Origin of the sequence: Nocardioides aromaticivorans (assembly GCF_013408525.1) — a bacterium.
Lineage (GTDB): Bacteria > Actinomycetota > Actinomycetes > Propionibacteriales > Nocardioidaceae > Nocardioides > Nocardioides aromaticivorans.
Map to the genome: position 1 here is coordinate 895,623 of NZ_JACBZM010000001.1, position 26,812 is coordinate 922,434.

24 protein-coding genes and 1 riboswitch are annotated in these 26,812 nt (G+C 72.3%); of the genes, 13 read left to right on the forward strand and 11 right to left on the reverse strand.

Annotated elements, in window-relative coordinates:
* Window positions 1-37: 37 nt before the first annotated feature.
* The 3 genes from purH to BJ993_RS04205 form a co-directional block, all read right to left on the reverse strand.
* Window positions 38-1,642 carry a bifunctional phosphoribosylaminoimidazolecarboxamide formyltransferase/IMP cyclohydrolase gene (gene purH, locus BJ993_RS04195; protein ID WP_179647842.1) on the reverse strand — a complete coding sequence of 535 codons (1,605 nt, stop codon included), beginning with the start codon at window positions 1,640-1,642 and terminating at the stop codon, window positions 38-40.
* Between the two features lie 31 nt (window positions 1,643-1,673).
* A riboswitch (ZMP/ZTP riboswitch) is annotated at window positions 1,674-1,749 on the reverse strand.
* Between the two features lie 12 nt (window positions 1,750-1,761).
* Window positions 1,762-2,370, reverse strand: a complete 609-nt coding sequence (purN, locus tag BJ993_RS04200) for a phosphoribosylglycinamide formyltransferase (protein WP_036551403.1) — start codon at window positions 2,368-2,370, stop codon at window positions 1,762-1,764.
* 30 nt (window positions 2,371-2,400) lie between these two features.
* Entirely contained in the window at window positions 2,401-3,720 is a 1,320-nt protein-coding gene (locus tag BJ993_RS04205) for a cell division protein PerM (RefSeq protein WP_179647843.1), read from the reverse strand.
* 150 nt (window positions 3,721-3,870) lie between these two features.
* On the opposite strand from BJ993_RS04205, the gene BJ993_RS04210 reads away from it, so the two are divergent.
* The 4 genes from BJ993_RS04210 to BJ993_RS04225 all read left to right on the forward strand — a co-directional run bounded on the left by BJ993_RS04210 (window position 3,871) and on the right by BJ993_RS04225 (window position 8,839).
* Entirely contained in the window at window positions 3,871-5,811 is a 1,941-nt protein-coding gene (locus BJ993_RS04210; RefSeq protein ID WP_179647844.1) for a SigE family RNA polymerase sigma factor, read from the forward strand.
* A gap of 100 nt (window positions 5,812-5,911) precedes the next feature.
* Window positions 5,912-6,421, forward strand: coding sequence for an RNA polymerase sigma factor (locus BJ993_RS04215; protein WP_036551399.1), 510 nt, complete (start codon window positions 5,912-5,914; stop codon window positions 6,419-6,421).
* Window positions 6,414-7,949 (forward strand): hypothetical protein, encoded by a 1,536-nt coding sequence (locus BJ993_RS04220; protein ID WP_179647845.1) that lies wholly within the window; start codon window positions 6,414-6,416, stop codon window positions 7,947-7,949. The genes BJ993_RS04215 and BJ993_RS04220 overlap by 8 nt, the downstream gene beginning before the upstream one ends.
* Before the next feature lie 155 nt (window positions 7,950-8,104).
* Window positions 8,105-8,839, forward strand: coding sequence for a hypothetical protein (locus BJ993_RS04225; protein ID WP_179647846.1), 735 nt, complete (start codon window positions 8,105-8,107; stop codon window positions 8,837-8,839).
* Window positions 8,840-8,945: 106 nt separating this feature from the next.
* Here BJ993_RS04225 and sucD read toward each other — a convergent pair whose 3' ends face one another.
* Together sucD and sucC are read right to left on the reverse strand one after the other, a co-directional pair.
* On the reverse strand, window positions 8,946-9,842 hold the full coding sequence (gene sucD, locus BJ993_RS04230) for a succinate--CoA ligase subunit alpha (RefSeq protein ID WP_179647847.1): 897 nt from the start codon (window positions 9,840-9,842) through the stop codon (window positions 8,946-8,948).
* Window positions 9,843-9,859: 17 nt separating this feature from the next.
* Entirely contained in the window at window positions 9,860-11,026 is a 1,167-nt protein-coding gene (sucC, locus tag BJ993_RS04235; RefSeq protein ID WP_179647848.1) for an ADP-forming succinate--CoA ligase subunit beta, read from the reverse strand.
* Between the two features lie 332 nt (window positions 11,027-11,358).
* Here sucC and BJ993_RS25315 point away from each other — a divergent pair, with 332 nt between their 5' ends.
* A complete protein-coding gene (locus BJ993_RS25315; protein ID WP_218864601.1) occupies window positions 11,359-12,435 on the forward strand; it encodes a M23 family metallopeptidase in 1,077 nt (358 codons plus the stop codon).
* 76 nt (window positions 12,436-12,511) lie between these two features.
* On the opposite strand, the gene pcrA is transcribed toward BJ993_RS25315, so the two are convergent.
* Complete coding sequence (gene pcrA / locus BJ993_RS04245) at window positions 12,512-14,974, reverse strand: DNA helicase PcrA (protein WP_179647849.1); 2,463 nt, start codon at window positions 14,972-14,974, stop codon at window positions 12,512-12,514.
* A gap of 310 nt (window positions 14,975-15,284) precedes the next feature.
* On the opposite strand from pcrA, the gene BJ993_RS04250 reads away from it, so the two are divergent.
* A complete protein-coding gene (locus BJ993_RS04250) occupies window positions 15,285-16,337 on the forward strand; it encodes a type IV toxin-antitoxin system AbiEi family antitoxin domain-containing protein (protein ID WP_179647850.1) in 1,053 nt (350 codons plus the stop codon).
* 176 nt (window positions 16,338-16,513) lie between these two features.
* On the opposite strand, the gene BJ993_RS04255 is transcribed toward BJ993_RS04250, so the two are convergent.
* The 4 genes from BJ993_RS04255 to BJ993_RS04270 are packed head-to-tail and all read right to left on the reverse strand — an operon-like array spanning window position 16,514 to window position 19,735.
* Window positions 16,514-16,879 (reverse strand): hypothetical protein, encoded by a 366-nt coding sequence (locus BJ993_RS04255; RefSeq protein WP_036551391.1) that lies wholly within the window; start codon window positions 16,877-16,879, stop codon window positions 16,514-16,516.
* Window positions 16,880-16,921: 42 nt separating this feature from the next.
* Complete coding sequence (locus BJ993_RS26485; protein WP_218864602.1) at window positions 16,922-17,797, reverse strand: M15 family metallopeptidase; 876 nt, start codon at window positions 17,795-17,797, stop codon at window positions 16,922-16,924.
* Window positions 17,794-18,453, reverse strand: coding sequence for a LuxR C-terminal-related transcriptional regulator (locus tag BJ993_RS04265; protein WP_036551389.1), 660 nt, complete (start codon window positions 18,451-18,453; stop codon window positions 17,794-17,796). The genes BJ993_RS26485 and BJ993_RS04265 overlap by 4 nt, the downstream gene beginning before the upstream one ends.
* On the reverse strand, window positions 18,446-19,735 hold the full coding sequence (locus BJ993_RS04270; protein WP_179647851.1) for an ATP-binding protein: 1,290 nt from the start codon (window positions 19,733-19,735) through the stop codon (window positions 18,446-18,448). The genes BJ993_RS04265 and BJ993_RS04270 overlap by 8 nt, the downstream gene beginning before the upstream one ends.
* A 144-nt stretch (window positions 19,736-19,879) precedes the next feature.
* Here BJ993_RS04270 and BJ993_RS04275 point away from each other — a divergent pair, with 144 nt between their 5' ends.
* From BJ993_RS04275 to BJ993_RS04295, 5 genes are read left to right on the forward strand one after another with little or no spacing between them, the layout of a single operon-like run.
* Entirely contained in the window at window positions 19,880-21,058 is a 1,179-nt protein-coding gene (locus BJ993_RS04275; protein ID WP_179647852.1) for a PspC domain-containing protein, read from the forward strand.
* The gene (locus BJ993_RS04280; RefSeq protein ID WP_179647853.1) at window positions 21,055-21,426 is read left to right on the forward strand and encodes a hypothetical protein; all 372 of its coding nucleotides are present in this window, start codon (window positions 21,055-21,057) and stop codon (window positions 21,424-21,426) included. Before BJ993_RS04275 ends, BJ993_RS04280 begins: the two co-directional genes overlap by 4 nt.
* Entirely contained in the window at window positions 21,417-21,968 is a 552-nt protein-coding gene (locus tag BJ993_RS04285) for a YbaK/EbsC family protein (protein WP_444547290.1), read from the forward strand. The genes BJ993_RS04280 and BJ993_RS04285 overlap by 10 nt, the downstream gene beginning before the upstream one ends.
* Window positions 21,969-22,016: 48 nt before the next feature.
* Entirely contained in the window at window positions 22,017-22,550 is a 534-nt protein-coding gene (locus BJ993_RS04290) for a SigE family RNA polymerase sigma factor (RefSeq protein WP_257026802.1), read from the forward strand.
* Window positions 22,543-23,580, forward strand: a complete 1,038-nt coding sequence (locus tag BJ993_RS04295) for a hypothetical protein (protein WP_179647854.1) — start codon at window positions 22,543-22,545, stop codon at window positions 23,578-23,580. Before BJ993_RS04290 ends, BJ993_RS04295 begins: the two co-directional genes overlap by 8 nt.
* A gap of 21 nt (window positions 23,581-23,601) precedes the next feature.
* Here the strand turns inward: BJ993_RS04295 and npdG are convergent, their stop codons facing one another.
* Window positions 23,602-24,309, reverse strand: a complete 708-nt coding sequence (gene npdG / locus BJ993_RS04300; protein ID WP_179647855.1) for an NADPH-dependent F420 reductase — start codon at window positions 24,307-24,309, stop codon at window positions 23,602-23,604.
* A gap of 156 nt (window positions 24,310-24,465) precedes the next feature.
* Between npdG and BJ993_RS04305 the strand changes: the two genes are divergently transcribed.
* Both BJ993_RS04305 and BJ993_RS04310 read left to right on the forward strand, forming a co-directional pair.
* Window positions 24,466-25,512: an LLM class F420-dependent oxidoreductase gene (locus tag BJ993_RS04305; protein WP_036551380.1), complete on the forward strand. Its 1,047-nt coding sequence runs from the start codon at window positions 24,466-24,468 to the stop codon at window positions 25,510-25,512.
* Entirely contained in the window at window positions 25,512-26,660 is a 1,149-nt protein-coding gene (locus tag BJ993_RS04310; protein ID WP_036551377.1) for an acyl-CoA dehydrogenase family protein, read from the forward strand. Before BJ993_RS04305 ends, BJ993_RS04310 begins: the two co-directional genes overlap by 1 nt.
* Window positions 26,661-26,812: the final 152 nt, after the last annotated feature.

Consider the following 26,812-nt stretch of genomic DNA (forward strand, 5'->3'; position numbering starts at 1 on the left):
CGCCCGCGTCGACCGGCGACACGCTCGCGCAATCCACTCAGTGGAAGAAGTGGCGCGTGTTGGTGAAGTACATCGTCACGCCGGCCGCCTTGCACGCTGCGATGGTCTCCTCGTCGCGGACCGAGCCGCCCGGCTGGACGATCGCCTTCACGCCGGCATCGATGAGGATCTGCGGGCCGTCGGCGAACGGGAAGAAGGCGTCGGACGCCGCGACCGAGCCGCGGGCCCGCTCCTGCCCCTCGAGGAGGGTGTTGGCCCGCTCGACGGCGAGCTTGCAGGAGTCGACCCGGTTGACCTGGCCCATGCCGATGCCGACGGCGCCGCCGTCCTTGGCCAGCAGGATGGCGTTCGACTTGGCCGCACGCACCGCGTGCCACGCGAAGGCGAGGTCGGCGAGGGTCTGCTCGTCGGCGGCCTCGCCGGTCGCCAGCGTCCAGCTCGCCGGGTCGTCGCCCTCGGCCTGGAAGCGGTCGACGTGCTGCATCAGCAGGCCGCCGCTGATCGGGCGGGTCTCGACGCCGCCGGCCGCCAGCGGCTCCGCGACGAGGATCCGGATGTTCTTCTTGCCCTGGAGCACCTCGACCGCGCCCTCGTCGTACCCGGGGGCGACGATGACCTCGGTGAAGATCTCCGCGACCTGCTCGGCCATCTGCTTCGAGACCGGGACGTTCGTGGCGATGACGCCACCGAACGCGGAGACCGGGTCGCACTCGTGGGCCCGGCGGTGGGCCTCGGCCACGTCGGCGCCGACCGCGATGCCGCACGGGTTGGCGTGCTTGATGATCGCCACCGTCGGCTGGTCGCCGTGGTCGTACGCCGCCCGGCGGGCCGCGTCGGTGTCGACGTAGTTGTTGTAGGACATCTCCTTGCCGTGCAGCTGCTCGGCGGCCGCGAGACCGCCCGGGCCGTAGCCCGAGCGGTAGAGCGCGGCGGGCTGGTGCGGGTTCTCGCCGTAGCGGAGCACCGCCGACTTGTCCCAGGTCGCGCCGACCCACGCGGGGAAGCCGGTGCCCTCGGAGGAGTCGGTGAGGACGTTGCCCATCCAGGAGGCGACCTGGACGTCGTAGGTCGCGGTGTGGACGAACGCCTTGGCGGCGAGGGCCTTGCGCTCGTCGTACGTGAAGCCCTCACCCTGGGCGGCCTCGAGGGCCCTGGCGTAGTCGGCGCCGTCGGTCACGATCGCGACGGAGGGGTGGTTCTTGGCGGCGGCGCGCACCATCGAGGGACCACCGATGTCGATCTTCTCGATGCAGTCGTCCACGCCCGCGCCGGAGGCGACGGTCGCGGCGAACGGGTAGAGGTTGACCACGACGAGGTCGAAGGGCGCGACGTCGAGCTGCTCGAGCTGCGCGACGTGGTCGGGCAGGCGGCGGTCGGCGAGGATGCCGGCGTGGACGCGCGGGTGCAGCGTCTTCACGCGGCCGTCGAGGCACTCGGGGAAGCCGGTGAGGTCCTCGACCTTGGTGACGGGCAGGCCCAGCGACTCGATGAGGGCGGCCGAGCCCCCGGTCGACACGAGCTCGACGCCGGCGGCGGCGAGGCCCTTGACCAGGTCGTCGAGGCCGGTCTTGTCGAAGACGGAGACCAGCGCGCGCTTGATCTTGACTGCGCCGATTTCGGGGGTGTCAGGGGTGGCGGACATCGAGGGGCTCCTCATCGGTCGGTGGTCTCGATGAGGGCACCCAGGCGATCGATGCCGACTCGTCACTCCCTGGTGGTGGCCCACCTGCGCCAGTCGTGTGACGCAGATTCTACGGCGGCTCAGCCTCCGAGGCGAACCCGCCGGCCGTCGACCGTGAAGCCCTCCCGGGCCATCCGCCCGACCGACTCGACCAGCATCGCCCGCTCCGCGACCTTGATCCGCTCGTGCAGGGTCTCGACCGTGTCGTCGTCCTCCACCGGGACCGCGCTCTGGGCGACGATCGCGCCCGTGTCGACCCCGGCGTCGACCACGAACAGCGTCGCGCCGGTGACCTTGACGCCGTACTCGAGGGCGTCCCGGGGGCCGTGCATGCCCGGGAACGAGGGCGAGAGCGCCGGGTGGGTGTTGACCGTCATGCCCCCGAAGCGGGCCAGGAACTTCTCCCCCACCAGCTTCATGAACCCCGCGAGCACGACCAGGTCGGGCTCGAAGGCGGCGACCTTGTCGGTCAGCGCGCGGTCCCAGTACGGGCGGCTGGTGTGGTCGGAGAGCCGGGCGACGAAGGTGGGGACGCCGGCCCGCTCGGCCCTGGCGAGGCCCTCGATGCCGTCGCGGTCGGCGCCGACGGCGACCACCCGGGCGCCGTAGGCGGGATCCGCGCTGGCGTCCAGGATGGCCTGGAGGTTGGTGCCCGATCCGGACACGAGGACGACGATGCGGGCGGTCACGGCCCGGAGTCTAGGCCGTGGCGGGCCCGCTCAGCGGCGCGGGAGCCGGTCCCGGACGGCGCTCAGGCGGGTGCGGACCCAGCCGTCACCGTCGCGCTGCCACCAGCAGACCAGCAGGGCCCCGACCACGCCGCCGATCCCGAACGACGTGATCGCGTGCAGGAGCACCTCGAACGTGTACGGACCCACGTGGGCCATCCGGCCGGGGCCCACGGCGCCACCCGCGAGCACGGTGAGCGCGGCCAGGCCGACGCCGGCGAGGATGCCTCCCGCGCAGCCGCGCAGGGCCGCCTGGTCCCAGCCGAGGACCGGCCGGTCGCGCTGGACCCGCCCGGCGACGTACGCCGCCAGCAGGACGGGCGTCACCATCAGCCACTCGGTCCACCACGGCTGGACGCCTTGGTCGGGCAGCGCTGCCAGCAGGGGGAACATCGGGAGCGGGCCGAGCACGACCACGCTCGTGGAGACGGTGGTGCCGGTGCCGACGGTGAAGCCGGGACCGAGCAGGTAGGAGCTCGAGAACAGCACCGCGTTGGGCAGCACCCCGAGCGTGATCAGCAGCATCAGGGTCACCGCGCCCGCGTCGGCGTGCAGCTGGGACACGACGTTGGCGGCGGTGGAGAAGTCGAGCACGAACGCGACGGCGAGCGCCACCAGGCTGATCGCGAACCAGAGCCCGAGGATCCGGCGCGCCACGAGCGCGGCGTCGCGCACGGCCGGCGGGACGACCGGCAGCCAGATCGCGGCGCGACCCGAGCCGAAGGCGATCGCGGCGCCACCGACGCCACCGCCGATGAGGAGCGACCACAGGACCACGGGAGCCGGGGCCGGGGAGGACGCCGGGGTCGCGGCGACCGCGCAGGCGACGACGCCGACGACGGCGTAGCCGACCGCGAACAGGGCCGAGGCGAGCGGGACCGTCCAGTCGCGGGCCCCGTCGGAGATCCGGTCGGCGTCGGGGCCGTGCCCGGAGATCGACTCGCCGACGCGGTGACCGACCCGCCAGGTGGCCCACGCACAGGCCAGGGTGAGGCCGAGCGGGATCGCGGTGATCCGGATGCCCTCCACGGCGACCGTCGAGCCGTGCGCGACCAGCCAGCCGTGCGCCCCGACACGCAGGGCGCCGCTCGGGCTGCCGTCGGCGCCCGCGTCGGTCAGGAACCAGCCGACCACCGCCAGGGCCATGCACACGAGCAGCGGGCCGCCGGCCGCGATCGCGCCGCCGAGGGTCGCGGCCGGCACCAGCGGCCGGCTCGTCGCCAGCTCGTGGCGCAGCTCGGCGTCGCTGCGGGCCGTGCCCTTGGCACGTCCGGCGGTACGGCGCAGCGGCGGATCCTGGAGCGACGTCATGGTCCCTCCATCTTCACGCCGTCGCCCGGCAGGGCCGGGCCGCCACGCCGACGGTGCCGGGGTTGAGGGCTGAGAATCCGCTGAGGTGACGGGAGAAACGGCCGGTCTGGTTGGGGTCCGGTCGCCCGGACGTCGTACGGTGGTCCGGCCATGACCGAGCCGCGCGACCGCACGTCCACCCCGGAGCACGGGTACGTCAGCCACGCGGACCTCACCACGGGCTTCGACGCGTTCTACAAGGACGCCCGCGACCGGCTGCTGCTGCAGACGTTCGCGCTCACCGGCGACCTCGCCGTCGCGCGCAGCGCCGTCCGGGAGGCCTTCGTCGTCGCCTGGCACCACTGGCGCAAGACCTCGCGCCTCGACGACCCCGAGATGTCGGTGCGGCCGAACGCCTGGCGCAAGGCGCTGCGCCGCAGCAGCCACCGTCCGTGGCACCGCAAGAAGGACCTCGAGCCCGAGGTGCGCGCGGTGCTCGACGGCCTGGCCACGCTCACCCTCCCGCAGCGCAAGGCGCTGCTGCTGACCCAGCTCGCCGCGGTCTCGATGGAGGAGATGGCGCAGGAGGTCGGCCTGCCGCTCGAGGCCGCCGAGCGCGAGCTCCAGCTCGGCGCCGCCCAGCTCGCGATGCAGCTGGAGATCCCCACGTCGGCGATCCCGCTCTCGCTCAGCTCGCTCTCCACCGTCACCCGCACCGTCACCTGGCCGCGCGTGACCATCATCCGGCGGGCCGGTAGCGCCCGTCGGCGCGCCCACACCGTCGTCGGCGCCACCGCCGCCGTGGTCGCGCTCGTCGCCGGCGGCGCCGTCGCCACCGACGCGACCGGCGCCCGCCCCTCGCTCGACCGGGCTCCCCTGCCGTCCTCCTCCGCCCCGCCGACCGCCGGTGGCCCGGCCGTCAACACGCTGCCCGACACCGCCCTGCTGCCCCTCATCGGCGTGCAGGAGGTCCTCGGTGGCAAGGGTTGGCGCGAGGGTGCGACGTCGGACAACTCGACGGGCAACGGCCGGGTGCTGCCCTGCCAGCCGGAGCGGTACGCCGACCCGCGCGGCACCGCCGCCTGGGTCCGCACGTTCCGGACGACCAGCACGAAGCCGCCACGGACGATGGTCCAGTTCGCCGAGGCCTCGATGTCGGAGAAGCACGCCGTGCGCACCTACCGTCGCGCGCTGAGCTGGTTCACCGGCTGCCCGACGCCCGACGACGACGCGTCGGCCGTGCCTCGGATCCAGCTCGTCAGCACCGCCGACCTGCCCGGCGTCGGCGACCAGGCCTCGCTCATGGTGCTGCGCTCGCGCGCCGACCGGGTCGTGTACGTCGTCGGGCTGGCCCGCAGCGGCCAGTTCACCACGACGACGTCGTTGGCCAGCCGGATCCCCGCCGGCAAGGCCGACCGCAAGAACGTGGCCCGCCTGCTCGCCAGCGCGGTCGACCGGCTCTGCCCGCTCGCCGACGGTGGCGCGTGCGCGGACCCGAAGGTGAAGGTGGCCGACCGGGCGTCGTACCCGGTGGGCAAGGTGCCGTGGATGCTGTCCGAGGTCGACCTGCCGCCCCTCAACGCCGACCAGGGCCCGTGGGTGGGCACTCCCCCGGCGGCGCTCGCCGAGGACCGGATCGACTCGGGCGCGATCGGCTGCGACACGGTGCACCTGTTCGGCTCGTTCCGCGACCAGAAGCTGCAGGGCAACCGGTTCCGCACGTTCGTGCTGAGCGCGGCCGACCTGCCGCCGGAGGTCGGCCTCACCCAGACCGTCGGCGCGCTCCCGGCCAACGCCGCCCGCGCCTTCGTCGACCGCTTCCGCGAGCAGATGCGGGCCTGCCCGCAGTCCGACGCGACGGCGGGCACCGAGGTCGACGAGCTGGCCTCCAGCGGCACGTCCGCCAGCGCGCTCTCGGCCTGGCACCTCAGCACCGCCCTGCCCGGCGACCGCACCGTCGAGTACGACGTGGCCGTGGTCCGCCGCGGCACCTCGATCGCCGTCCTCGCCTACGTCGCCGCGCCCAAGGCCCGCATCGCCGACGACGACTTCGTGGCCCTCGCCTACCGCGCCCTCGACCGGTTGCGCTCGATGGCGGCCTACGGCGGGTAGAGAATTCCTCCGACGGGGTGCAACCGCATCCCCTGGCCGGGCGTATGCCTCCTGAAAGCCCCGGACGAGGGGCTCGAGGACGGTCCGAGAGGAGGTCGGCGTGGAAGCCAGTGAGTTCGACGAGTTCTACACCGCGTCGTTCCGCAGGGTGACCGGGCAGGTCTACGCGATGATCGGTGACTTCGAGGAGGCCACCGAGTGCACGCAGGAGGCGTTCGCCCGCGCCTGGGCGCACCGTCGCAAGCTGGACCGCGCCGAGTACCCGGAGGCGTGGGTGCGCACGACCGCCTACCGCCTCGCCGTGAGCCGCTGGCGCCGCCGCAAGCGCGGTGAGCGCTCCCCCGACCGGGCCCTGCAGGGCGCCGGCTCGGTGGCGGCGGTCGACGAGTCGCACGTGGCGCTCGTGGCGGCGTTGAAGAAGCTCCCCGAGGCCCAGCGCCAAGCGCTGGTCCTCCACCACATCGCCGACCTCCCCGTGCAGCAGGTGGCTGCCGAGGTCGGCGTACCCGAAGGAACCATCAAGGCGCGGCTGAGCCGCGGCCGTGCGGCTCTCGCCGAGCTGCTGGCCGACGAGTCCGGCCTGGCGGGAGGAGGGGTCACCCATGCCTGAGCAGCACGACCCGATCGATGAGCTGGCCCGTTTCGGGGCAGGGTTCGGCTCCGCGACACCTGGAGGCGACATGCCCCTGTCCGCAGCCGACGTACGACGCCGGGGCGACCAGATCCGCCGTCGGCGCACCGCCCTCGTGGCCGGTGGCGCGGCGCTCGCCGTGGCGGCCGTCGCCGTGCCGGTCTTCGCGGTGATCGGCAACGGCGACCCGCGCGGCGACAAGCAGAACATCGCGGTCGAGAACCCACCGCTGTCCCGGGCCAACCTGCTCCGCGACGCCGACACCGAGTACGACCGCGAGGGCTACAGCCTGTTCACGATCACGGAGACCTTCGAGGGCGACGGCCAGGCGGTCTACCTGCCGTGCCAGCGGGAGGCGACCAGCGCCCTCGGCGCGAGCGACAGCCTCACCCGGGTCTTCAACCTGGCTCCCGACCCGGAGAAGATGTCGCCCGGCGACACCTTCGACGACCAGACGGACGACGACATGGTCGAGCTGGTCGCCCAGTTCGACTCACCCGACGCGGCGCGGACGGCCTACGACCGCTTCGCCGAGTGGATCGTCGACTGCGAGATCCCCGGCGCGGACACGGTCAGGGTCGGGGCCCAGGGCCGGTCGGTCGACGTCGCCGACGGCGACGCGGTCGTCTACGACATCAACTGGGGGCCGGTGCCGCAGGAGCTCGACCCGACCGGCGACTCCGCCTACATCGGGGAGATCGGGCTCGTCGTGCAGGACGACCGGATCGCGGTGCTCAAGGTGACCGCCATCGGCCAGGACTACAACTGGCTGCCGGAGGACGGCGGCAGCCCGCTGGAGCGGATGCTCCCGAAGGCCGCCGAGCGGCTGGCGCTGGACGGCGCGCCGAACCAGCCGACCGAGACGACGGAGCCGACGGACACCGTGACGGCCGACGACGGCCGGACGACCGGGGCCGGCGAGCCCGACCCGGGTCCCGGTGGTCCCGACGCCATCCCGGACGACTTCCCGATCTTCGCCGGCTGGCCGGAGGAGGCCGGGGACGGCGAGGGCCGGATCGGCCCGGAGCGCCCCGGCGAGCCGCTCGCCTCGGAGGCCTGCGGCGAGAAGGCCGCCGACCCCGAGTTCGTCGACCGCCTGCGCGCCGAATACCACAACGCGGAGGACTACCGCAGCCGCGTGGTGACCACCTACGCCAACGCCGACGAGGCGGTCGCCGCCGTCGCGGCGATCCGGCAGGTGTACGCCGACTGCCCCACCGGCGAGGTCCGCGACGACGGCTACACGCCGCACTGGGCCGTGGTCGACACCCAGATCGGCGGCGACTCCTTCGCCGTCCTCGGGTGGGACACCCTCGGCGACCAGCCCACGCCGTACGGCGACACGCTGCTCGTCGTCCGGCTCGGCAGCTCCGTGCTCGTGGTCGCCCACGGCGGAGAGTCGGGTGCACCGAGCGGCGGGGACGACCAGCGGGCCGTCGACCAGATCGTCCAGGAGTCGGCGCCGGTCGTCGACGCGATGTGCACCTGGACGGCCGCCGGCTGCTGACCGGGCCGTCCTGGCCACGACGGGCCGCCACCGAGCAACGGTGGCGGCCCGTCCGCGTTCCCGCTCAAGAAAGTCCGCGCAGCGTTGCAACCGACCGCCCGGTTGCAGCGTCTCCACTTCCGAATCAACGAACCGATCACCTGAAGGAGACCGCCATGCAGCAGCACCGGCTCACCCTCGCCGTGGCCGCCGTCGCGGCCGCCACCCTGCTCGGCGCCTGTGGCACCGACCCCTCGACCGACCGCTCCGCCGACGACGGCGCGGGCACCACCCCGACCGGGACGTCGTCGACCACGCCGGCCACGGGCCTGACCACCGCCAACCTGCTGACCGACGACGACACGGTCTACAGCGACGGCGCCGACTGGTTCCGCACCGACGCCGCCGAGGGCGACGGCCAGTCCGTCTTCAACCCGTGCGCCCGGGAGAGCCTGCAGGGCACCGGCGCCACCAGCGTCGTGCGGGCCGACTTCGAGCTGCGCAACAGCGCGGCCGACGCCCCCGACACGGCCGGCGACTACTTGATCCAGGTCGTCGGCGAGTACGACGACGAGGCGGCCGCCACGAAGGCATGGAGCACGGTCAACGGCTGGCTCGAGGAGTGCAGCACGCTGCCCGACGACCTGCCCGACTACCGCGCGCTCCAGACCCGCAAGGTCGACGTCGACGGCGCCGACGCGGTGATCACGGACTCGCACTTCGGACCGGTCCCGAAGGAGGCCGACCCGACCGGCGACGCCGCCTACATCATGGAGACCGGCGTCCTGCGCCAGGGCAACCGCGTCGTCGTACTGACCTCGGTGATCATCGGCCAGGACTACGACTTCCTCGACGAGGACGGCGGTACGCCGGTCAACCGGATGCTCCCGAAGGCGGCCGCCCGGCTGTGACCCGGCCCTGACCCCGGGGACGACGAAGGCCCGCCACCTGTGGGGGTGGCGGGCCTTCGTGCGACCGGTGGTCGAGGAGGTCGCGCAGCGACCGTCTCGAGACCCGTCAGAGCGACTGCAGGATCTCCCGCGCGAGCGCCGCGGTCGCGGACGGCGTCTTGCCGACCTTGACGCCGACGGCCTCGAGGGCCTCCTGCTTGGCGGCCGCGGTGCCGGCGGAGCCCGAGACGATGGCGCCGGCGTGGCCCATCGTCTTGCCCTCCGGGGCGGTGAAGCCCGCGACGTAGCCGACGACCGGCTTGGTGATGTTCTCCTTGATGTACGCCGCGGCACGCTCCTCGGCGTCGCCACCGATCTCACCGATCATCACGATGAGCTTGGTCTCCGGGTCGTCCTCGAAGGCCTGGAGGGCGTCGATGTGCGTGGTGCCGACGATCGGGTCGCCGCCGATGCCGATGGCGGTCGAGAAGCCGAAGTCACGCAGCTCGTACATCATCTGGTAGGTCAGCGTGCCCGACTTCGAGACGAGACCGACCGGGCCCTTGCCCGCGATGGTGTGCGGCGTGATGCCGGCGAGCGACTCGCCCGGCGTGATGATGCCGGGGCAGTTCGGGCCGATCATCCGGGTGGACTTGCCCTGCAGGTAGGACCACACCTCGGCGGTGTCCTGGACCGGCACGCCCTCGGTGATCACGACGATCAGCGGCATCTCGGCATCGATCGCCTCGATCGCGGCGTCCTTCGTGAAGGCCGGCGGGACGAAGAGGACCGACACGTTGGCGCCGGTCTCCTTCATGGCCTCGGCGACCGTGCCGAAGACGGGGAGCTCGACGTCGTTGCCGTCGTGGTCCTTGTGGGTCACGGTGGTGCCGGCCTTGCGGGAGTTCACACCGCCGACGATCGTGGCGCCCGAGTCGAGCATGAGGGCGGTGTGCTTGGCACCCATGCCGCCCGTGATGCCCTGGACGATGATCTTGCTGTCCTTGTTGAGGTAGATGCTCATGTTCTCTGCTCTCTATCTCAGGCGTTCGCCAGCTCGGCGGCCTTGTCGGCCGCGCCGTCCATGGTGTCGACCTGGGTGACGAGCGGGTGGTTCAGCTCGTTCAGGATCGCGCGACCGGCCTCGACGGCGTTGCCGTCCAGGCGCACGACGAGCGGCTTGGTGGCCTTGTCACCGAGGAGCTCGAGGGCGCCCTTGATGCCGTTGGCGACCTCGTCGCACGCGGTGATGCCACCGAAGACGTTCACGAAGACCGACTTGACCTGCTCGTCGTTGAGGATGACGTCGAGGCCGTTGGCCATCACCTGGGCGTTGGCGCCACCGCCGATGTCCAGGAAGTTGGCCGGCTTCACGCCGCCGTGGTTCTCGCCGGCGTACGCGACGACGTCGAGGGTGCTCATGACCAGGCCCGCGCCGTTGCCGATGATGCCGACCTGGCCGTCGAGCTTGACGTAGTTGAGGCCGAGGTCCTTGGCCTTCGCCTCGAGCGGGTCGGCCTCCTCGCGGATCTCGAACTGCTCGTGGTCGGGGTGCCGGACCTCGGAGGCGTTGTCGTCGAGCGACACCTTGCCGTCGAGGGCCTCGAGCTTGTCGCCGGCGAGCCGCGCGAGCGGGTTCACCTCGACGAGGGTGGCGTCCTCCTCGACGAAGACCTTGTAGAGGTCCTCGATCATCTTCACGGCCTGCTCGAACACCGGCTCCGGGAAGCCCGCCCCGGTCGCGATCTCGCGCGCCTTGGCCGCGTCGACGCCCTTGCCCGGGTCGATCGCGATCTGCTTGACGGCGTCGGGGTTGGTCTTCGCGACCTCCTCGATCTCGACACCACCCTCGACGGACGCGATGCAGAGGTACTGGCGGTTCGACCGGTCCAGCAGGAAGGAGAAGTAGTACTCCTCCTCCGGCGGGGTCGCCGGGGTGACGAGGACCCGGTTGACCGGGAGGTCCTTGATCGTCAGGTTCAGGATGTCCGTGGCGTACTGGAAGGCCTCGTCAGGGGTCTTCGCGATCTTGACGCCACCCGCCTTGCCGCGGCCGCCGGCCTTGACCTGCGCCTTGATGACGGTGACGCCGCCGATCTGCTCGGCAGCGGCCTTGGCCTCCTCAGCGGTCTCGACGACCACTCCGAGGGTGGTGGCCACTCCGTGCTTCGCGAAGAGCTCCTTCGCTTGGTACTCCATCAGGTCCACTGATACGTCCTCACATCTGGGTCAGAGGTTCGGTGCGCACACCTGCCGCACCCCCCGGGCACACTAGTCCTGACCCACGAGTAGGACGAGTCCGGGAGCCACGACGTGACACGGCTCACGGCGACGCCCTCCCGGTCGCACCGCCTCACAGCCCTCCACAGGGGCGGACGCCCGATTTCGAGGGCGTCGGGGTATCGGATATGGTCGGCACGCATGTTTCACCCGGCTGTCACCCGACAGCCACTTCGTGTCGGAGCCACTCGGGCGCCTCGGACGAGAAGGTGCGGGTCGAAACCGGCCTGCACGATCGTCCCCCAAGGAGTCAGCAGTCGATGGGTAGCCACCGAGCGGATCACCGCGCGCCGCAGCCCTCCTCTGCCTCCGGGTACGTCGGGAAGCGAGTCGCCCAGCGGGCGGTCAGCGAGGCCCCCTCGACGTACGTCGGCAAGCGCGTCGCCCGCCCGGTCGACACCCCTGCGCCGGTGGCCCCGGTCGAGGCCGCCGCTCCGGTGGTACCCGCCGAGCCGGTCCTCATCCGCGGCCTGGAGCGCACCCCGACGGTCGAGCTCCCCGCGCTGCGCGACATCCCGCTGCTCGACCCGCTGACCGACTCCTCGACGCAGCTGCGCGCGGTCGGCTCGGTCGGCAAGCGCCGCGCCACCCGCCATTCGGGCCCCCGCGGTCCCCTCTTCAAGGGACTGCCCACCCTCCCCGTCGCCGTCGGCGTCGCGACCCTCGCGGTCGCGGTCGGCGGCGCTGTCGTTTCCGCGGACCCCCAGCTCGCCTCCGGCGGCGACCGGGTCGCCGCCGCCAACGCGATGACCGGCTCCTTCGGCAACGGCTCGGTCACCGAGCGGGTCGACACGGTCAGCCGCGACTCCGACCGCGACGCGCTCTCCCAGGCCAACCCCGGCGATCTCGAGGAGACGGTCGAGCTGTCGGTCAAGCAGCGCGACACCGCCCTCGACGACCTCGCGAAGGCCGCCGAGAAGGAAGCCGCCGAGATCGCCCTCAACAAGTGGGGCCTTCCGCTCAAGAGCTACCGCCTGACCGCCACCTTCGGCGAGTACGGCCTCTGGTCGAGCTACCACACCGGCCTCGACTTCGCGGCCCCCAGCGGCACCCCGATCTACGCGGTGACCAACGGCACGGTCACCTCCGCCAGCTTCGACGGCGCCTACGGCAACAAGACCGTGCTCACCCTCGAGGACGGCACCGAGCTGTGGTTCTGCCACCAGACCGCCTTCAACGTCTCCGTCGGTGACACCGTCCGCACCGGCCAGCTCATCGGGTACGTCGGCAGCACGGGCCACGTCACCGGCCCGCACCTCCACCTCGAGGTCCGCCCCGGTGGCGGCGACCCGGTGGACCCCGACGCCGCCCTCCGCCAGCACGGCGTGACGCCCTGACGCGAGCGCGTCCTCGCTCGGTCGGGAGCAACTCCTCGTCAGGAGCGTCGCACCGCCCTGCGCGAGCCGCCGTCGGCTAGAGCTTCTCCACCGGCGCGTAGCGCAGCAGCAGGCGCTTCACCCCGTCGGAGCCGAAGTCGATCGACGCGACGGACTTGTCGCCCTGGCCCTCCACGGACACGACCGTCCCGAGGCCGAACGAGTCGTGGGTGACCTTGTCGCCGGGGGCCAGCACGGGGATCGCGCGTGACGGCTTCGACTTCGCGGCGGCGTCGGCGCGCGCGGCTGCCGAGCTGAAGTTGCGGCGGCCGGCCGCGGTGGGGGCGCCCATCCCGCCACCGCCGCTGCCGTACGACGACCCGCCGCCGTCGTACCGGCCGGCGTTGCCGTAGGCGGGGCGGGACCAGCGGGTCTGGTCGGCCTCGGTGCGGCGCCAGTCGACGAGGTCGATCGGCAGCTCGCCGAGGAAGCGGGAGCCCGGGTTCATGGCGGGGGCGCCCCACGCGGAGCGGACCATCGCCCGGGAGACGTAGAGGCGCTGGCGGGCGCGGGTGATGCCGACGTAGGCGAGCCGGCGCTCCTCCTCGAGCTCGGGCTTGTCGCCGAGCGCGCGGGAGTGCGGGAAGACGCCGTCCTCCATGCCGGTGAGGAAGACGACCGGGAACTCGAGGCCCTTCGCGGTGTGCAGGGTCATCAGGGTGACCACGCCGGTGTCCTCGGGGGCGTCGGGGTCATCCGGGTCGGGGGCGTCGGGGATCGAGTCGGCGTCGGCGACGAGCGCGACCCGCTCGAGGAAGTCGCCGAGACCGGGCTCGACGGTGCCGGCGTCCACGTCGGCGGGGTCGGCCGACGGACCGGCGACCGGGTCCTCGGCGAACTCCCGCGCCACGGCGACGAGCTCGGCGAGGTTCTCGATGCGGGTGGCGTCCTGCGGGTCGTCGGAGTCCTCGAGGCTGGCGAGGTAGCCGGAGCGGTCGAGCACGGTCTCGAGGATCACGTCGGGCCGCTCCCCCGCCGCGACCATCTGCTGCAGGTCCTGGACCATCGCGACGAACGCCTCGATGTTGGTCTGGCTGCGGGTGGCCAGGCCCGGCGCCTCGCCGGCGCGCTGGAGCGCCTCCCAGAAGGTGATCCGCTCGCGGTCGGCGAACGTCGTGATCGCGAGGACGGCGCGGTCGCCGATCCCCCGCTTGGGGGTGTTGAGGATGCGGCGCAGCGAGACCTGGTCGTCGGGGTTGACCAGCATCCGCAGGTAGGCGAGCGCGTCACGCACCTCGCGCCGCTCGTAGAAGCGCACGCCGCCGACGACCTTGTAGGGCATGCCGGTGCGGATGAAGATCTCCTCGAACACCCGCGACTGCGCATTGGTCCGGTAGAACACCGCCACGTCGGACGGCTTCAACCCGCCCGCGTCGGTCAGCTTGTCGATCTCGCCGGAGACGAAGCGGGCCTCGTCGTGCTCGTCGTCGGCGACGTACCCGACGATCTTCTCGCCGTCGCCGGCGTCGGACCACAGGCGCTTCGGCTTGCGGCTGTCGTTGCGCTCGATGACCGCGTTGGCGGCGGTGAGGATGGTCTGGGTGGAGCGGTAGTTCTGCTCGAGCATGACCGTCCGCGCGTCGGGGAAGTCCTGCTCGAAGTCCATGATGTTGCGGATGTCGGCGCCCCGGAAGGCGTAGATCGACTGGTCCGCGTCACCGACGACCATCAGCTCGGCCGGCGGCACCCGGTCGGCGGGTCGCCCGTCGAGGGTGGTCGGGTCGTGCTCCTCGAGGTCCTGCCCGCAGAGCTGGTGGATGAGCGCATACTGCGCGTGGTTGGTGTCCTGGTACTCGTCGACCAGGATGTGCCGGAACCGCCGCCGGTAGGTCTCGCGGATCTCCGGCTTGAGCTGGAAGAGCCGGACCGTCTCCATGATCAGGTCGTCGAAGTCGAACGCGTTGGCCTCGCGCAACCGCCGCTGGTAGGCCTTGTACGCCGCAGCGTAGGTCTCGTCGATGCTGTTGCGGGCCTCCGCGGCGACCTCGTCGGGGTCGCGCAGCTCGTTCTTGTGGTTGCTGATCCAGTGCAGCACCGGACCGGGCTGGAACTTGCGCGGGTCGAGCTCGAGGTCGTTGCAGACCAGCGTGATCAGCCGCTTCTGGTCCTGGGCGTCGTAGATCGAGAAGTTCGACTTCACCCGCTCGTAGCCGAGGTGCTCGACCTCCTTGCGCAGGATCCGCACGCACGCCGAGTGGAAGGTGCTGACCCACATGACCCGGGCGCGGTTGCCGACCAGCTCGCTGACCCGCTCCTTCATCTCGGCCGCGGCCTTGTTCGTGAAGGTGATGGCCAGGATCGAGCCGGGGTGGGCCTTGCGCACCGCGATCAGCCACGCGATCCGCCGGGTCAGCACCCGCGTCTTCCCGGACCCCGCCCCGGCGACCACGAGGAGGGGCGTGCCCTCGTGCTTCACCGCCTCCTGCTGGGGGCCGTTGAGACCCTCCAGGAGCGCTTCTGCGGTGAGGGCCGGGGGCGTGGTGCTGTGTGCGTCGATCATGCTCCGACCAGCCTACGGCGCCGTACCGACGGTGGTGGTGCCGGGACGGAACGCTCGCCCGGGGTGGTCGCCGCTGTAACACGCTGTTCGCCCGTCTACCTGCCGGGATTCAGGGACGACACGCCGCAGAACGGTCGGATCGGCCCTGAAAACCGCCGACCAGTTGAGCGACCAGCGTGTTACATGAGGACGGCCGCCCCGCCCCGGATTCATCCACCCGCCCTCCACAGGCACTCCGTGCGCGTGGGATATCCACCGGCCGACGGCGCGAGGGGTGGCCCAGCCGGAGCGGGCGGGGACGCTCGCTCCCATGAATGCTCGTGTGGCTGCGCTGATGAGCGCCCAGTGGGGCCTGGTCACGCGCCGGCAGGCGCTCGAGGCCGGCATGACCGGCGCACGCATCGACCACCTCCTGCGCACCCACCGGTGGGAGGCGCTGCGAACGGGCGTGTACGCCGAGACCGCCTTCACTGCCCTGCTGTCCACCGCGCTCCAGCGGAAGGTCCTGGCGGACCGGGCGGCGAGTCTTCGGATCGCGGCCGCGCACGTGATGAGCCACCACTCCGCGGCCGACCTGTTGCGCATGCCACTGCTGAACGAGCGGACGCCGAACACGCACGTCACGCGGCCGGGCATCGTCGGGTCGCACCTCCGACACGGGGTCAAGCACCACCTGGCGCCCTACGCGCCGCACCAGGTGGTGACGGTCGAGGGCGTGCAGGTGCTGGACCGGGCACGTACGGCGCTCGACGTCGCGCGGGAGGAGGGCTACCTCGCCGGACTCGTTGCCGCCGACGCCGCGATGCGCGCTGGAACGAGCAGGCACGAGCTCTCGGCAGCAGCCGCCGCGATGCGTTGCTGGCCCCACGTGAACGTCGTCCGCGACGTGATCGCGTCAGCCTCGGCGTTGACCGACTCGATCGCCGAGACCCTCGGGCGCGACCTCGTCACCGAGCTGGGCTACGGCGTTCCCCAGCCACAGTTCGGGCTGACGGCCGACGGGCGGACCGTCTGGTGTGACCTGCGGCTCGGACGCCACTTCTTCGAGATCGACAGCCGCCTGAAGCTGCGACCGCTCGCGGCGGGCGGGCTGTCGGTGAGGGCGCCCGAGGAGACCTTGTGGGACGAGAAGCTGCGGCAGGACTTCGTCACCGGCTTCAAGACCGGCGTGTCGCGCCTGACCTGGGACGACTTCTTCGGACGACGGCGCCGGGCGGCCCTGGACCGGTGCCGCCGCGAGTTCCTCGATACCTGCGCCAGGTTCGGCACCGACATCTCCGACCTGGCGCAGTTCCGGCCACGGAGCCCCAAGCCCCCGGTCGCCGTACCAGCCGGACCGCTGCTACCCGCGTGGCTCCCGTAGCGCCCGCCGAGCAGACCCAGCGTGATGTAACACGTGGTTCGCGCAACATGGCGCCACTTCTCAGGGACGACACGCCGCAGAACTGTCGGTTGGGCCCTGAAAGGCGCCCCCCAGTTGAGCGGACGGCGTGTTACAGCGGGGGGCGCCCCACCGACACCAGGACGCCGGCCGCGACCTCAGGACACGCTGTGTGCGGACGACCAGAGCACCGCGACGCAGACCTCGGCGATCGACAGCACGAGCAGCCCGGCCCACAGGCCGTTCGGGATCTTCTCCTTGCGGAGGTTGGCCATGACGAGCACCAGCAGGACCAGGCCGATCACCAGCTTGACCGCGACCTTCGCGTGGTTGACCTCGACGCCGTCCATGCCCTCGAGGACCCCGACCAGCAGGAGCCCGGCGAGGAAGGCGGTGCCGACGCCGTCGCGCATCACGCCGGTGACCTTCTTGTCGCCCGGACCGACCTGCGCCAGCAGACCGCCGATCAGGGCCGAGAAGCCGAGGATGTGGGCGATGAGCAGGATGAGGCGCACGGTCTCCATGGGGCGCACTCTATGCAATCGCCGCCGCGCACGGGCAGCGGGTCAGCGGCCCGTCGCGGTGAAGTGCTGGTAGTCCTTCAGCGAGCTCCACGATCCGCCCCACGACCACCCGATCCGGGCGAACTCGCGCACGACCAGGTCGCCGGCGTGGATGACGCCGGGTTGGGTCCGGCTGCGGTCGAGGTACGCCGACGCGCGCTCCGGGAGCACGAGGTCGCCCTTGCTGTAGGGGTTCAGGAACGGGTTGACGTCGATCGCCAGGCCGTAGGCGTGGGCCGACCACGTCGTGGTTCCCCGCGAGGCCCGGCAGACCAGGCCCGCGGTGTTGTTGCCGTCGCCGGTGGGCGGGGCATCGAGGTCGGCGGTCGTCGGCAGCCGCATCTCCTCGATCGGGTACGACGCCGCGAAGAGCGCCCGGAACACCGACACCACGTCCTCGGCCCGGTCGGCGGCCACGACGAGCTCGCCGGTGTGCGCGGCGCCGTCGAAGCCCCGGAACGAGACGTTGAGGTAGGCCAGGTCGGCCAGCGCGACCGGGCAGGCGGGTGACCACGTCTCCCCCATCCGCTCCCGGATCGCCGGCGTCACCGGGCCGATGGTCGAGTGGAAGCGCCCGTCGGCCGGCGGCGGGAGCAGGTCGGTCGTCGGGTAGCGCCGTACTCGCAGCGCCTTCGGCGTCGGCAGGATCTCGCCGAAGCCGTCAGCCGTACGGGGCAGGACGTGGACGCCCAGCTCCCAGTCCGAGTACGACGGCCCGGGGGTCGGCGGAGTCTCCGACGAGGGAGCGGCGGTCGTCGTACCCGGGCTCGACGGGGAGCTCGACGGGGAGCTCGACGGGGAGCTCGACGGCTGCGGGCTGTCCGAGCACCCCGCGCCCAGCGCCGCGACGACCACCAGCGTCGCGGCGAGCGACCTCACAGCAGCCGCCGGTCCGAGGCCCAGCGGGTGAGCTCGTGGCGTGAGGAGAGCTGGAGCTTCCGCAGCACCGACGACATGTGGGTCTCGACCGTCTTGATCGAGATGAAGAGCTCCTTGGCGACCTCCTTGTAGGAGTAGCCGCGCGCGATCAGGCGCATCACCTCGCGCTCGCGCTCGGTGAGCCGGTCGAGGTCCTCGTCGACGCTCGCGAGGTCGGCGGAGAGGCCGGCTCCGGCGAAGGCGTCGAGCACGAAGCCCGCGAGTCGCGGCGAGAAGACCGCGTCGCCGTCGGCCACGCGACCGATGGCGTCGACCAGCTCAGGGCCGGTGATCGTCTTGGTGACATAGCCGCGGGCGCCGCCGCGGATGGTGCCGATGACGTCCTCGGCGGCGTCCGACACCGAGAGCGCGAGGAAGCGCACGTCGGGGTCGTTGACCCGGCGGATCACCTCGACGCCGCCGCCGCCGGGCAGGTGCACGTCGAGGAGTACGACGGCCGGCCGGTGCGTCGTGACCGCGGCCACCGCCTCGTCGACGTCGGCGGCCTCGGCCACGACCTCGACGCGACCCGCGCCCGTGGCGCCCAGCTCGGCGCTGACGCCGCGACGGAACATGGCGTGGTCGTCGACGACGACCACGCGCACCGGCTCACTCATCGGTCTCCTTCTGCTGGTGGTCCAGGTGGAGCCGGACCTCCGTGCCCTCGCCCGGCGCCGAGCGGATCTCCGCCCGGCCGCCGTGCCGCTCCATGCGGTCGATGATGCTGCGTCGTACTCCCAGCCGGTCCTCCGGGGTCGCGGCCGGGTCGAAGCCGGCGCCGCGGTCGCGGACGAACACGTCGATGCCGGTCGCGGTGATCTCGGCGTAGACGTCGACGCGCGGGACGCCGGCGTGCTTGGCCGCGTTGGTGGTCGCCTCGCGCGCGGCCATCACGATCGGGCGGGTGTGCTCGTCGTGGTCGCAGTCGCCGACCGCCACGACGTCGACGGTGATGCCGTAGGCGTCCTCGATCTCGGCGGCGGCCGCACGCAGGGCGCTGGCCACGGTCGCCTCGTCGAGCGACTCGCCGGCGTAGAGCCAGGCCCGGAGGTCGCGCTCCTGGGCGCGGGCGAGCCGGGTGGCGTCGGCGGGGTTCTTCTGGATGAGGGCGAGGGTCTGCAGCACCGAGTCGTGGAGGTGGGCGGCGACGTCGGCGCGCTCCTGCGTGCGCACCCGCTCCTCGCGCTCGGCGCTGAGCTCGGTCACCAGGCGGTAGACGAAGGGCGCGACGACGATGGAGATGCCGCCTACGCCGAGGACGATGGCCAGGGTGGCGTCGCGCGCGACGGTCAGGGAGCCGTCGCGCAGCACGAGCCAGAGCACGGCGACGCCGACCAGGCCGATGCCGGCGGCCAGCCGGCCCCATGCCGCCCAGCCGCCTCCGCCGAGGACCACCCGGACCGGGTCGACCTTGCCGGTGGCGTCGAGCCAGCGCTCCCGTTGGGCCTCGTCGGCCTGGCGCCACAGCAGGGCGACACCGGCCACCGCGATCGCCAGCGGCCAGACCCACCAGCCGGTGCCGAGGAGCGCGCCGGTCGCGAAGACCACGCCGACGCCGAGCGCCGCGAGGGTGATGACCGGCCCGATGTCGGAGAGCCGGCGCGCCCGGCCGGGGCGGCGGCCGTCGCGGGACGCGCTCTCCAGGCCGGGGGCGAGCACCGACGGCGGGGGTCCGGCGGGCAGCATCGCCCAGAGGGCGGCGTACGCGAGGACGCCCATGCCGCTGACGAAGGTCGCGACGACGAAGGCCACCCGCACCCAGAGCACCGGGACCGCGAGGTGTGCGGCCAGGCCGGACGCGACGCCGCCGAGGACCGGCTCGCGCAGGTCGCGCCAGGCGCGCCGGGGCTCCCGGGCCGCGGGGGCAGCCGGGGGCAGGGTGGTCGCAGAGCTCGTCATGGTGCCTCCATCGTCACACAGCGCCACGCGCACGAGCAGGGGGAACGACCCTGATCCGACCCTGAGCCGCACCTCCGGTCGATGCGGCAGGATCAGGGCACTCCCCGATGGTTTCGTCCCGCTCCGGACTTCAGGCTTGGAGACATGAACGCACCGAACGACACCGAGACCGGCCCGTCCGGACCGTACGGGCCCGAGCCCGGCGAGTCCGGCCCCCGCGTGACCCGCGACGAGGTCCGCGACCTCGCCCGGCTGCGCCGGAGCCGGACCGACCGCAAGGTGTCCGGTGTGGCCGGGGGCATCGCCCGCCACCTCGACATCGACCCGCTGCTGGTGCGCGTGGCCTTCGTGATCCTGACCTTCTTCGGTGGCGGCGGCCTGATCCTGTACGGCGTCGCGTGGGTCCTGGTGCCGGAGGAGGAGACCGGTGACACGGTGATCCGCACCGACGAGGGCGTGCGGACCGCAGCGCTGATCATCGCCGGCGTGCTGGCGGTCGCCTCGGTGATCGGCGACTCGGTCGGCGGGATCGACTTCCCGTGGCCGCTGCTCGTGGTCGGCCTGGTGCTGCTGGTCGTGTTCGGCAGCAAGCAGGCCAAGGGCAAGCGGGCCGGAGCGGACACGCTGGTGCCGCCCCCGCCGGGCGCGCCCGGACCGTCGTACGAGACCTACCGCCCGTGGCAGCCGCCGCAGCGCCCGCGCCCGGTCGACCCGCGGCGCCGGGGTCCGCTGCTGTTCCCGTTCACCCTCGCCCTCACCGCCCTCGCCGTCGGCGTCGTCGGCACGATGGACCTCGCCGGCGTCGACGTGGTGCCCTCGGCCTACCCGGCGACCGTCCTGGGCGTGGTCGGCCTGATGCTGCTGGTCGGCGCCTTCTTCGGCCGGGCCGGCGGGCTCATCTTCGTCGGGCTCCTGGCGGCACTGGCGACCGCGGTGACCTCCGTGGTCGACGACGACCACATCGGTGAGGTGCGGGAGACCCCGCAGAGCGCCGCACAGCTCGACGCGAGCTACGGGCTGGGGATCGGCGACATGGTGATCGACCTGACCGAGATCCCCGCCGACGAGCTGGCCCAGCTCGACGGCGACAAGCTCGAGGTCGACAACCGGGTCGGCCACATCCGCGTGATCGTGCCCGACGAGGGCCTCCGCGTCGACGTGGACGCGCAGATCGTCGCGGGCGAGGTCGTCCTGTTCGACACCAAGAAGTCCGACAGCTCGAAGAAGGCGTCCTGGGGTGACGCCGACGAACCCACCCTCACCATCGAGGCCGACATGTTCCTCGGCCAGGTCGAGGTCCTCACGGAGGAGCAGGCAGCATGAGCACGCACGAGAACCCCACCGAGCCGACCGCTGGGCCGACCGCCGGGCCGACCACCGGGCCGACCCGCGAGCAGGACGCTCCCACGCCGCCGCGGCGTACCGGGTGGCACCAGGTCAACACCGGCCACCTCGTCATGGGCACCGCCTTCCTCGGGCTGGTCGGCGCCTGGGCGCTGCTGATCAGCGACACCGTGGCCATCGAGGACCACGGCTGGGTGCTGGGCCTGCCGTGGCTGGTCGCCGGCGCGGTCGGCCTGCTCGCCACCGTGCTGCGCGGACCGCGCCGGCACTGGTCCCACGACCAGTGGTGGCAGGACCACGGCCACGGCGGCAACCACGGATCGGGCAGCATGCACGGGTGGCACTGACCGACCTCCCCCAGCTCCCCGGGCTCCGCTCGCTCCCCGTGCTCGAGCGCCCCGACCTCGTCGCCGCCCCCGTCGCCGCCGCCCTCGCGGACTGGCCGGGGGCGTCGGGCGTCGCCGTCGTCGAGATCGACCCCGAGCTCGCCGACACCGCTGCGATGAGCGCCGCCTACGACCTGCCCATGGAGGCGGGCGCCAACTGCGTCCTCGTCGCCGGCAAGCGCGAGGGCGAGGAGCGGATCGCCGCCTGCCTCGTCCGCGCCGACACCCGCGCCGACGTCAACCACACCGTCAAGCGGCTGCTCGACGTGCGCAAGCCGTCCTTCCTGCCGCTGGAGCGAGCGGTCACCGAGTCGGAGATGGAGTACGGCGGCATCACCCCCGTCGGCCTCCCCACCGGCTGGCGGCTGCTGGTCGACGCGCGGGTCGCCGACATCGACGTCGCCGTGATCGGCTCGGGACTGCGCCGCTCGAAGCTGCTCGTTCCGGGAGGCCTGCTCGTGCAGCTCCCGCGCGCCGAGGTCGTGGAAGGACTCGCCGGCTGACAACCTTTCGGCACCGCTCACCGCTTTGGGAGGGTGAGAGGAGTGCCGATGCAGCGAACGGTGGTGGAGCAGGCGATGCCCCAGGGTGCCGTGCCGGAAGACGGGTTCGACGGCTTCGTCGCCGCGCGCGGTGACGCGCTGTGGCGCTCGGCGTGGCTGCTGACCGGCGACCACCAGCTCGCCGAGGACCTGGTGCAGACCGCCCTGGCGAAGTCGTGGCGGGCATGGTCGCGGGTCGGCGCGGACGGCTTCGAGGCCTACGTCCGGCGCGTCATGTACACGACCTACGTGTCCTGGTGGCGCCGCAAGTGGCGCGGCGAGCGCCCGACCGAGCACCTGCCCGAGCGGCCGGCTGCCGTCGAGGACCGCGACGGCCGCAACGACCTGGTCGCCGCCCTCGGCGCCCTGCCCCGCGGCCAGCGGGCCGTCGTCGTGCTGCGCTACTTCGAGGACCTCACCGAGCAGCAGACCGCGGCGGCGCTGGGCATCGGCGTCGGCACGGTGAAGAGCCAGTGCTCACGGGCCCTGGCCGCGCTGCGCTCCTCTCCCCACCTGCGGCGAGAGGAGACGGACGATGAGTGAGCCGAACGACGAGACCTGGCTGCGCGAGGGTCTGGCCGGCGCCGTGCCGGAGCCGCCCGCCGCGCCCGACCGCGCCGAGGGGGCACGCGCGAAGGCCCGCCGCGCCCGTCGTACGACGGTGGCGGCGGCCGGTGGCGTGGCGGCGTCCGTGCTGCTGGTCGCCGGCGTGGTCGCGACGGTCGGCGGCAGCAGCCCGGACGACGACAAGGCCGCGGACGACGTCCCGGTGTCGCCGTACGACGCCCCGGCCTGCCCCGCCGCTCCGGTCGACACGCAGACCCAGGTCGGCCCCGACCACGTCCCGGACGGCGCGAGCTCGGTGCGCCTGTGCGGCGGCAACGAGGTGCCGATCGACGTGCCGAAGGACGCGCTCGTCGACGGCGTGGACGACGTCGCGGCCTCGATCAACGGCCTGGAGACCGCGCCATCGGACCTGGCCTGCACGATGGAGCTCGGGCCCGCCTACCAGCTGGTCTTCGCCTACCCGGACGGGTCGAGCGTCGTCGCGTCCGGCGAGCTCTACGGCTGCCGGCAGGTCGTCGTGGACGGTGTCGAGCGGGTCGGCGCGGACGAGCCGTGGGAGACGTTCATCGACCGGCTGCGGGCGCAGCGGAAGCGGCTCGACCCGCCGGCGCCCGTGGACGCCGCGACGCTCGAGTGCCCGGCCGCGACGGACACCGTCGGCGTCCCCAGCGTCGGACGGGCGCAGGACCTGGCGGTCGCGGCCTACTGCGCGGAGGACAGGCTCGGCAGCGGCACGTGGCGCCGGGCGCCGATCCCCACCGCCGACCTCACGTCACTCGTGACGGACATCCGGGCCAACACGGAGGAGAACGCCGGGATGGTCGACTGCGACGTCACCCCACCCGTCCCGCACATCGTCGGGGTCACCGCGTGGGGCGACCGGGTGGACCTGCAGGCCCAGTGCACCAATGGCTGGTTCACCGTCGACGTCGCGACGAACGCGGTCTGGTCGCCGAGCGAGGACGCCCGCGCGATCCTGGAGAGGCTGTTCGGGGAGGCCCGCTGACGGGCCTCCCCGACCGGGAGGTCAGTGGGCGTCGAGCCCGGTGACCCGGATGCCCGAGTGCGCCTTGTACTTCCGGTTGATCGAGATCAGCACCGCCGTGAACGGCTCCAGCACCCGCGCCAGGCGCAGCTTCCCGCCATCGATGCCCGGGTGACCGGTGACGGAGGCAGCCAGGTCGATCGCGACCTGCTTGCCCTCCACCGAGTCACCCACCACGATCACGTCCTCGTCGAGGAACTCCTCATCGCCCCACAGGCCCACCGCCGACACGTTGTGGAACGCGCCGACGACCACCGCCTCGGGAGCCAGCTCGGCCGCCGACTCCGCCGCCGAGCCCTCACCGCCGTTGACGACCCGCCCGTGCGCGCCGCGCTTGTCGAAGGCCAGCGGGTTCACGCACGAGATCACCGTCTTGCCCGCCAGCGCACCGGCCAGCGACGCGACCAGCTCGTCGTGCCCGTCGTAGGGCACCGCCAGCAGCACCACGTCGGCCGCCGCCACCGCGTCCTCGTTGGCCGCACCACGCGCCGACCCGGCACCGTCGACACCTGCCAGCCGCTCGGCCACCTCGGCCGCGACGGCCTCGGCCTTCTCCGCGGCACGCGAGCCCAGCACGATGTCATGGCCGTGCCGCGCGAACCGGTAGCCCAGTCCCTTGCCCTGCGGACCGGTGCCACCGATCACGGCGACGGTGTAGCGGGGGTTCCCCGCGGGAGTCTCAGAAGTCACGCTTCCTCCTATCACGGCGGCGTACGGCCGCTGCGGCCTCGGTCTCGAACAGGGAGACCATGGACATTGTGACAGTATTACTGTCACAGTTGTACTGGCGGGGTCACACCGCTCCCCTCACCGTCGAGTTCGGCCACCGCGCCGGAAGGGATTTCCATGAAGCTCTCGATGCCCCTCGTCTACGCGGGCAACCCGCGCGAGTCGGCCGACCAGGTCGTCGCGCTGGAGAAGGCCGGCCTGGACACGATCTGGGTCGCGGAGCCCTACGGCTTCGACGCGCCGACCCTGATGGGCTACCTCGCCGCGAAGACCGAGACGGTCGAGATCGGCGCCGGCATCCTCAACGTCTACTCGCGCACCCCGGGCGCCCTGCTGCAGACCGCGGCCGGCCTCGACAACGTCTCCGGTGGCCGCGCCGTGCTCGGCCTCGGCGCGTCCGGCCCGCAGGTGATCGAGGGCTTCCACGGCCTCCCCTACGACCGCCCGCTCACCCGCACCCGCGAGGTGATCGAGGTGCTGCGCGCCGGCCTGCGCGGCGAGCGCCTCGACTTCCAGGGCAAGACCGTCCAGGTCCCGCTCCCCGAGGGCCAGGGCCTCGGCCTCGGCAAGCCGCTCAAGCTGCTCAACAAGCCGGAGCGCGCCGACCTGCCGATCTGGGTCGCGGCCCTGGGCGACAAGAACGTCGCGATGACCGCCGAGGTCGCCGACGGCTGGCTGCCCTTCCTCTACTACCCCGAGAAGGCCAAGGAGGTCTGGGGCGAGCCGCTCGCCCGCGGTGCCGCCAAGCGCTCGGCCGACCTCAAGCCGCTCGAGATCAGCGCCGGAGGCATGGTCGCCATCGGCGAGGGCCCCGAGACCAAGGCGCTGCTCGACTTCATGCGCCCGCTCTACGCCCTGTACGTCGGCGGCATGGGCGCGCGCGACAAGAACTTCTACAACCAGCTCGCCTGCGAGTACGGCTTCGAGAAGGAGGCGAAGGAGATCCAGGACCTCTACCTGTCGGGCAAGAAGAAGGAGGCCGAGGCGCTCGTCCCGCTCGAGTGGCTCGAGGCGGGCAACCTGGTCGGCCCGGCGTCGTACGTCCAGGAGCGGATCGCCGCCTTCAAGGAGTCCGGCGTGACGAACCTGTCCGTCTCCCCCGCGGCCCCCGACAGCGCGGCCGCGGCCGCGACCATCGCACAGATCAAGGAGTGGGTGGCCTGATGCCCGAGCGTCCCAGCATCTACGAGACCGAGCACGAGGACTTCCGCCAGACCGTTCGCGCCTTCCTGGAGCGCGAGGTCGTCCCCTTCCACGACCAGTGGGAGAAGGACGGGATCGTCGACCGCGAGGTCTGGCGCAAGGCGGGAGCGGCCGGCCTGCTGTCCTTCGAGGTCCCCGAGGAGTACGACGGCCCGGGCATCAAGGACTTCCGCTACAACGCGATCGTGGCGGAGGAGTGTGCCCGCGCCGGCGCGAGCGGTCCGGGCTTCGCCGTCCACACCGACATCATCGTCCCGTACCTGATCGCCATCGGGAACGAGGAGCAGAAGCAGCGCTGGCTCCCCGGCACCGTCTCCGGCGACATCATCACGGCGATCGCGATGACCGAGCCGGGCGCGGGCTCCGACCTCCAGGGCATCCGCACCACCGCCGTCGACAAGGGCGACCACTACGTCCTCAACGGGTCGAAGACCTTCATCAGCAACGGCATCCTGTCCGACCTGGTCATCGTCGTCGCGAAGACGAACCCCGAGGCCGGCGCGCACGGCATCAGCCTCCTCGTCGTCGAGCGCGGCATGGAGGGCTTCACCCGCGGCACCAACCTCGACAAGCTCGGCCTCAAGGCGCAGGACACGGCGGAGCTCAGCTTCGACAACGTCATCGTCCCGAAGGCCAACCTGCTGGGCGAGGAGGGCCAGGGCTTCATCTACCTGATGCAGAACCTGCCGCAGGAGCGCGTCTCCATCGCCTGCATCGCCATCGCCGCGATCGAGGCCGCGCTCGACATGACCCTCGACTACGTGAAGTCGCGCGAGGCGTTCGGCAAGCCGATCGGCAAGTTCCAGAACACCCGCTTCACGCTGGCCGAGATGGCCACCGAGGCCTACATCGCCCGCGTGTTCGTGAACCACTGCATCGAGCAGCTCAACAAGGGCGAGGTCGACACCGCGCTGGCGTCGATGGCGAAGTGGTGGACCACCGAGCTGCAGAAGAAGATCGTGGACCAGGGCGTGCAGATGCACGGCGGCTACGGCTACATGATGGAGTACCCCATCGCGAAGGCCTACGCGGACACCCGGATCCAGACGATCTACGGCGGTACGACGGAGATCCAGAAGGAGATCATCGGCCGGTTCCTCGGCCTCTGAGCCCCCACTCCACCAGCAACGAAGGCCCCGGATGTCGAAGTCCGGGGCCTTCGTTCGTCGCATGTGCGGAAGAAGTTCCCGTCGGGCGATGAATCCGGGGCGATCTCAGGGTCGGATCCGGAGAAATCCCGATGCCGATGTCGGTCCTCACT

Coding starts and splice junctions, on each gene's coding strand:
- purH (WP_179647842.1), bottom strand. CDS start 1,642: ATGTCCGCCACCCCTGACACCCCCGAAATCGGCGCAGTCAAGATCAAG.
- BJ993_RS04205 (WP_179647843.1), bottom strand. CDS start 3,720: ATGACGTCGCTCCAGGATCCGCCGCTGCGCCGTACCGCCGGACGTGCC.
- BJ993_RS04210 (WP_179647844.1), top strand. CDS start 3,871: ATGACCGAGCCGCGCGACCGCACGTCCACCCCGGAGCACGGGTACGTC.
- BJ993_RS04220 (WP_179647845.1), top strand. CDS start 6,414: ATGCCTGAGCAGCACGACCCGATCGATGAGCTGGCCCGTTTCGGGGCA.
- BJ993_RS04225 (WP_179647846.1), top strand. CDS start 8,105: ATGCAGCAGCACCGGCTCACCCTCGCCGTGGCCGCCGTCGCGGCCGCC.
- sucD (WP_179647847.1), bottom strand. CDS start 9,842: ATGAGCATCTACCTCAACAAGGACAGCAAGATCATCGTCCAGGGCATC.
- BJ993_RS25315 (WP_218864601.1), top strand. CDS start 11,359: ATGGGTAGCCACCGAGCGGATCACCGCGCGCCGCAGCCCTCCTCTGCC.
- pcrA (WP_179647849.1), bottom strand. CDS start 14,974: ATGATCGACGCACACAGCACCACGCCCCCGGCCCTCACCGCAGAAGCG.
- BJ993_RS04250 (WP_179647850.1), top strand. CDS start 15,285: ATGAATGCTCGTGTGGCTGCGCTGATGAGCGCCCAGTGGGGCCTGGTC.
- BJ993_RS04255 (WP_036551391.1), bottom strand. CDS start 16,879: ATGGAGACCGTGCGCCTCATCCTGCTCATCGCCCACATCCTCGGCTTC.
- BJ993_RS04265 (WP_036551389.1), bottom strand. CDS start 18,453: ATGAGTGAGCCGGTGCGCGTGGTCGTCGTCGACGACCACGCCATGTTC.
- BJ993_RS04270 (WP_179647851.1), bottom strand. CDS start 19,735: ATGACGAGCTCTGCGACCACCCTGCCCCCGGCTGCCCCCGCGGCCCGG.
- BJ993_RS04275 (WP_179647852.1), top strand. CDS start 19,880: ATGAACGCACCGAACGACACCGAGACCGGCCCGTCCGGACCGTACGGG.
- BJ993_RS04280 (WP_179647853.1), top strand. CDS start 21,055: ATGAGCACGCACGAGAACCCCACCGAGCCGACCGCTGGGCCGACCGCC.
- BJ993_RS04290 (WP_257026802.1), top strand. CDS start 22,017: ATGCAGCGAACGGTGGTGGAGCAGGCGATGCCCCAGGGTGCCGTGCCG.
- BJ993_RS04295 (WP_179647854.1), top strand. CDS start 22,543: ATGAGTGAGCCGAACGACGAGACCTGGCTGCGCGAGGGTCTGGCCGGC.
- BJ993_RS04305 (WP_036551380.1), top strand. CDS start 24,466: ATGAAGCTCTCGATGCCCCTCGTCTACGCGGGCAACCCGCGCGAGTCG.
- BJ993_RS04310 (WP_036551377.1), top strand. CDS start 25,512: ATGCCCGAGCGTCCCAGCATCTACGAGACCGAGCACGAGGACTTCCGC.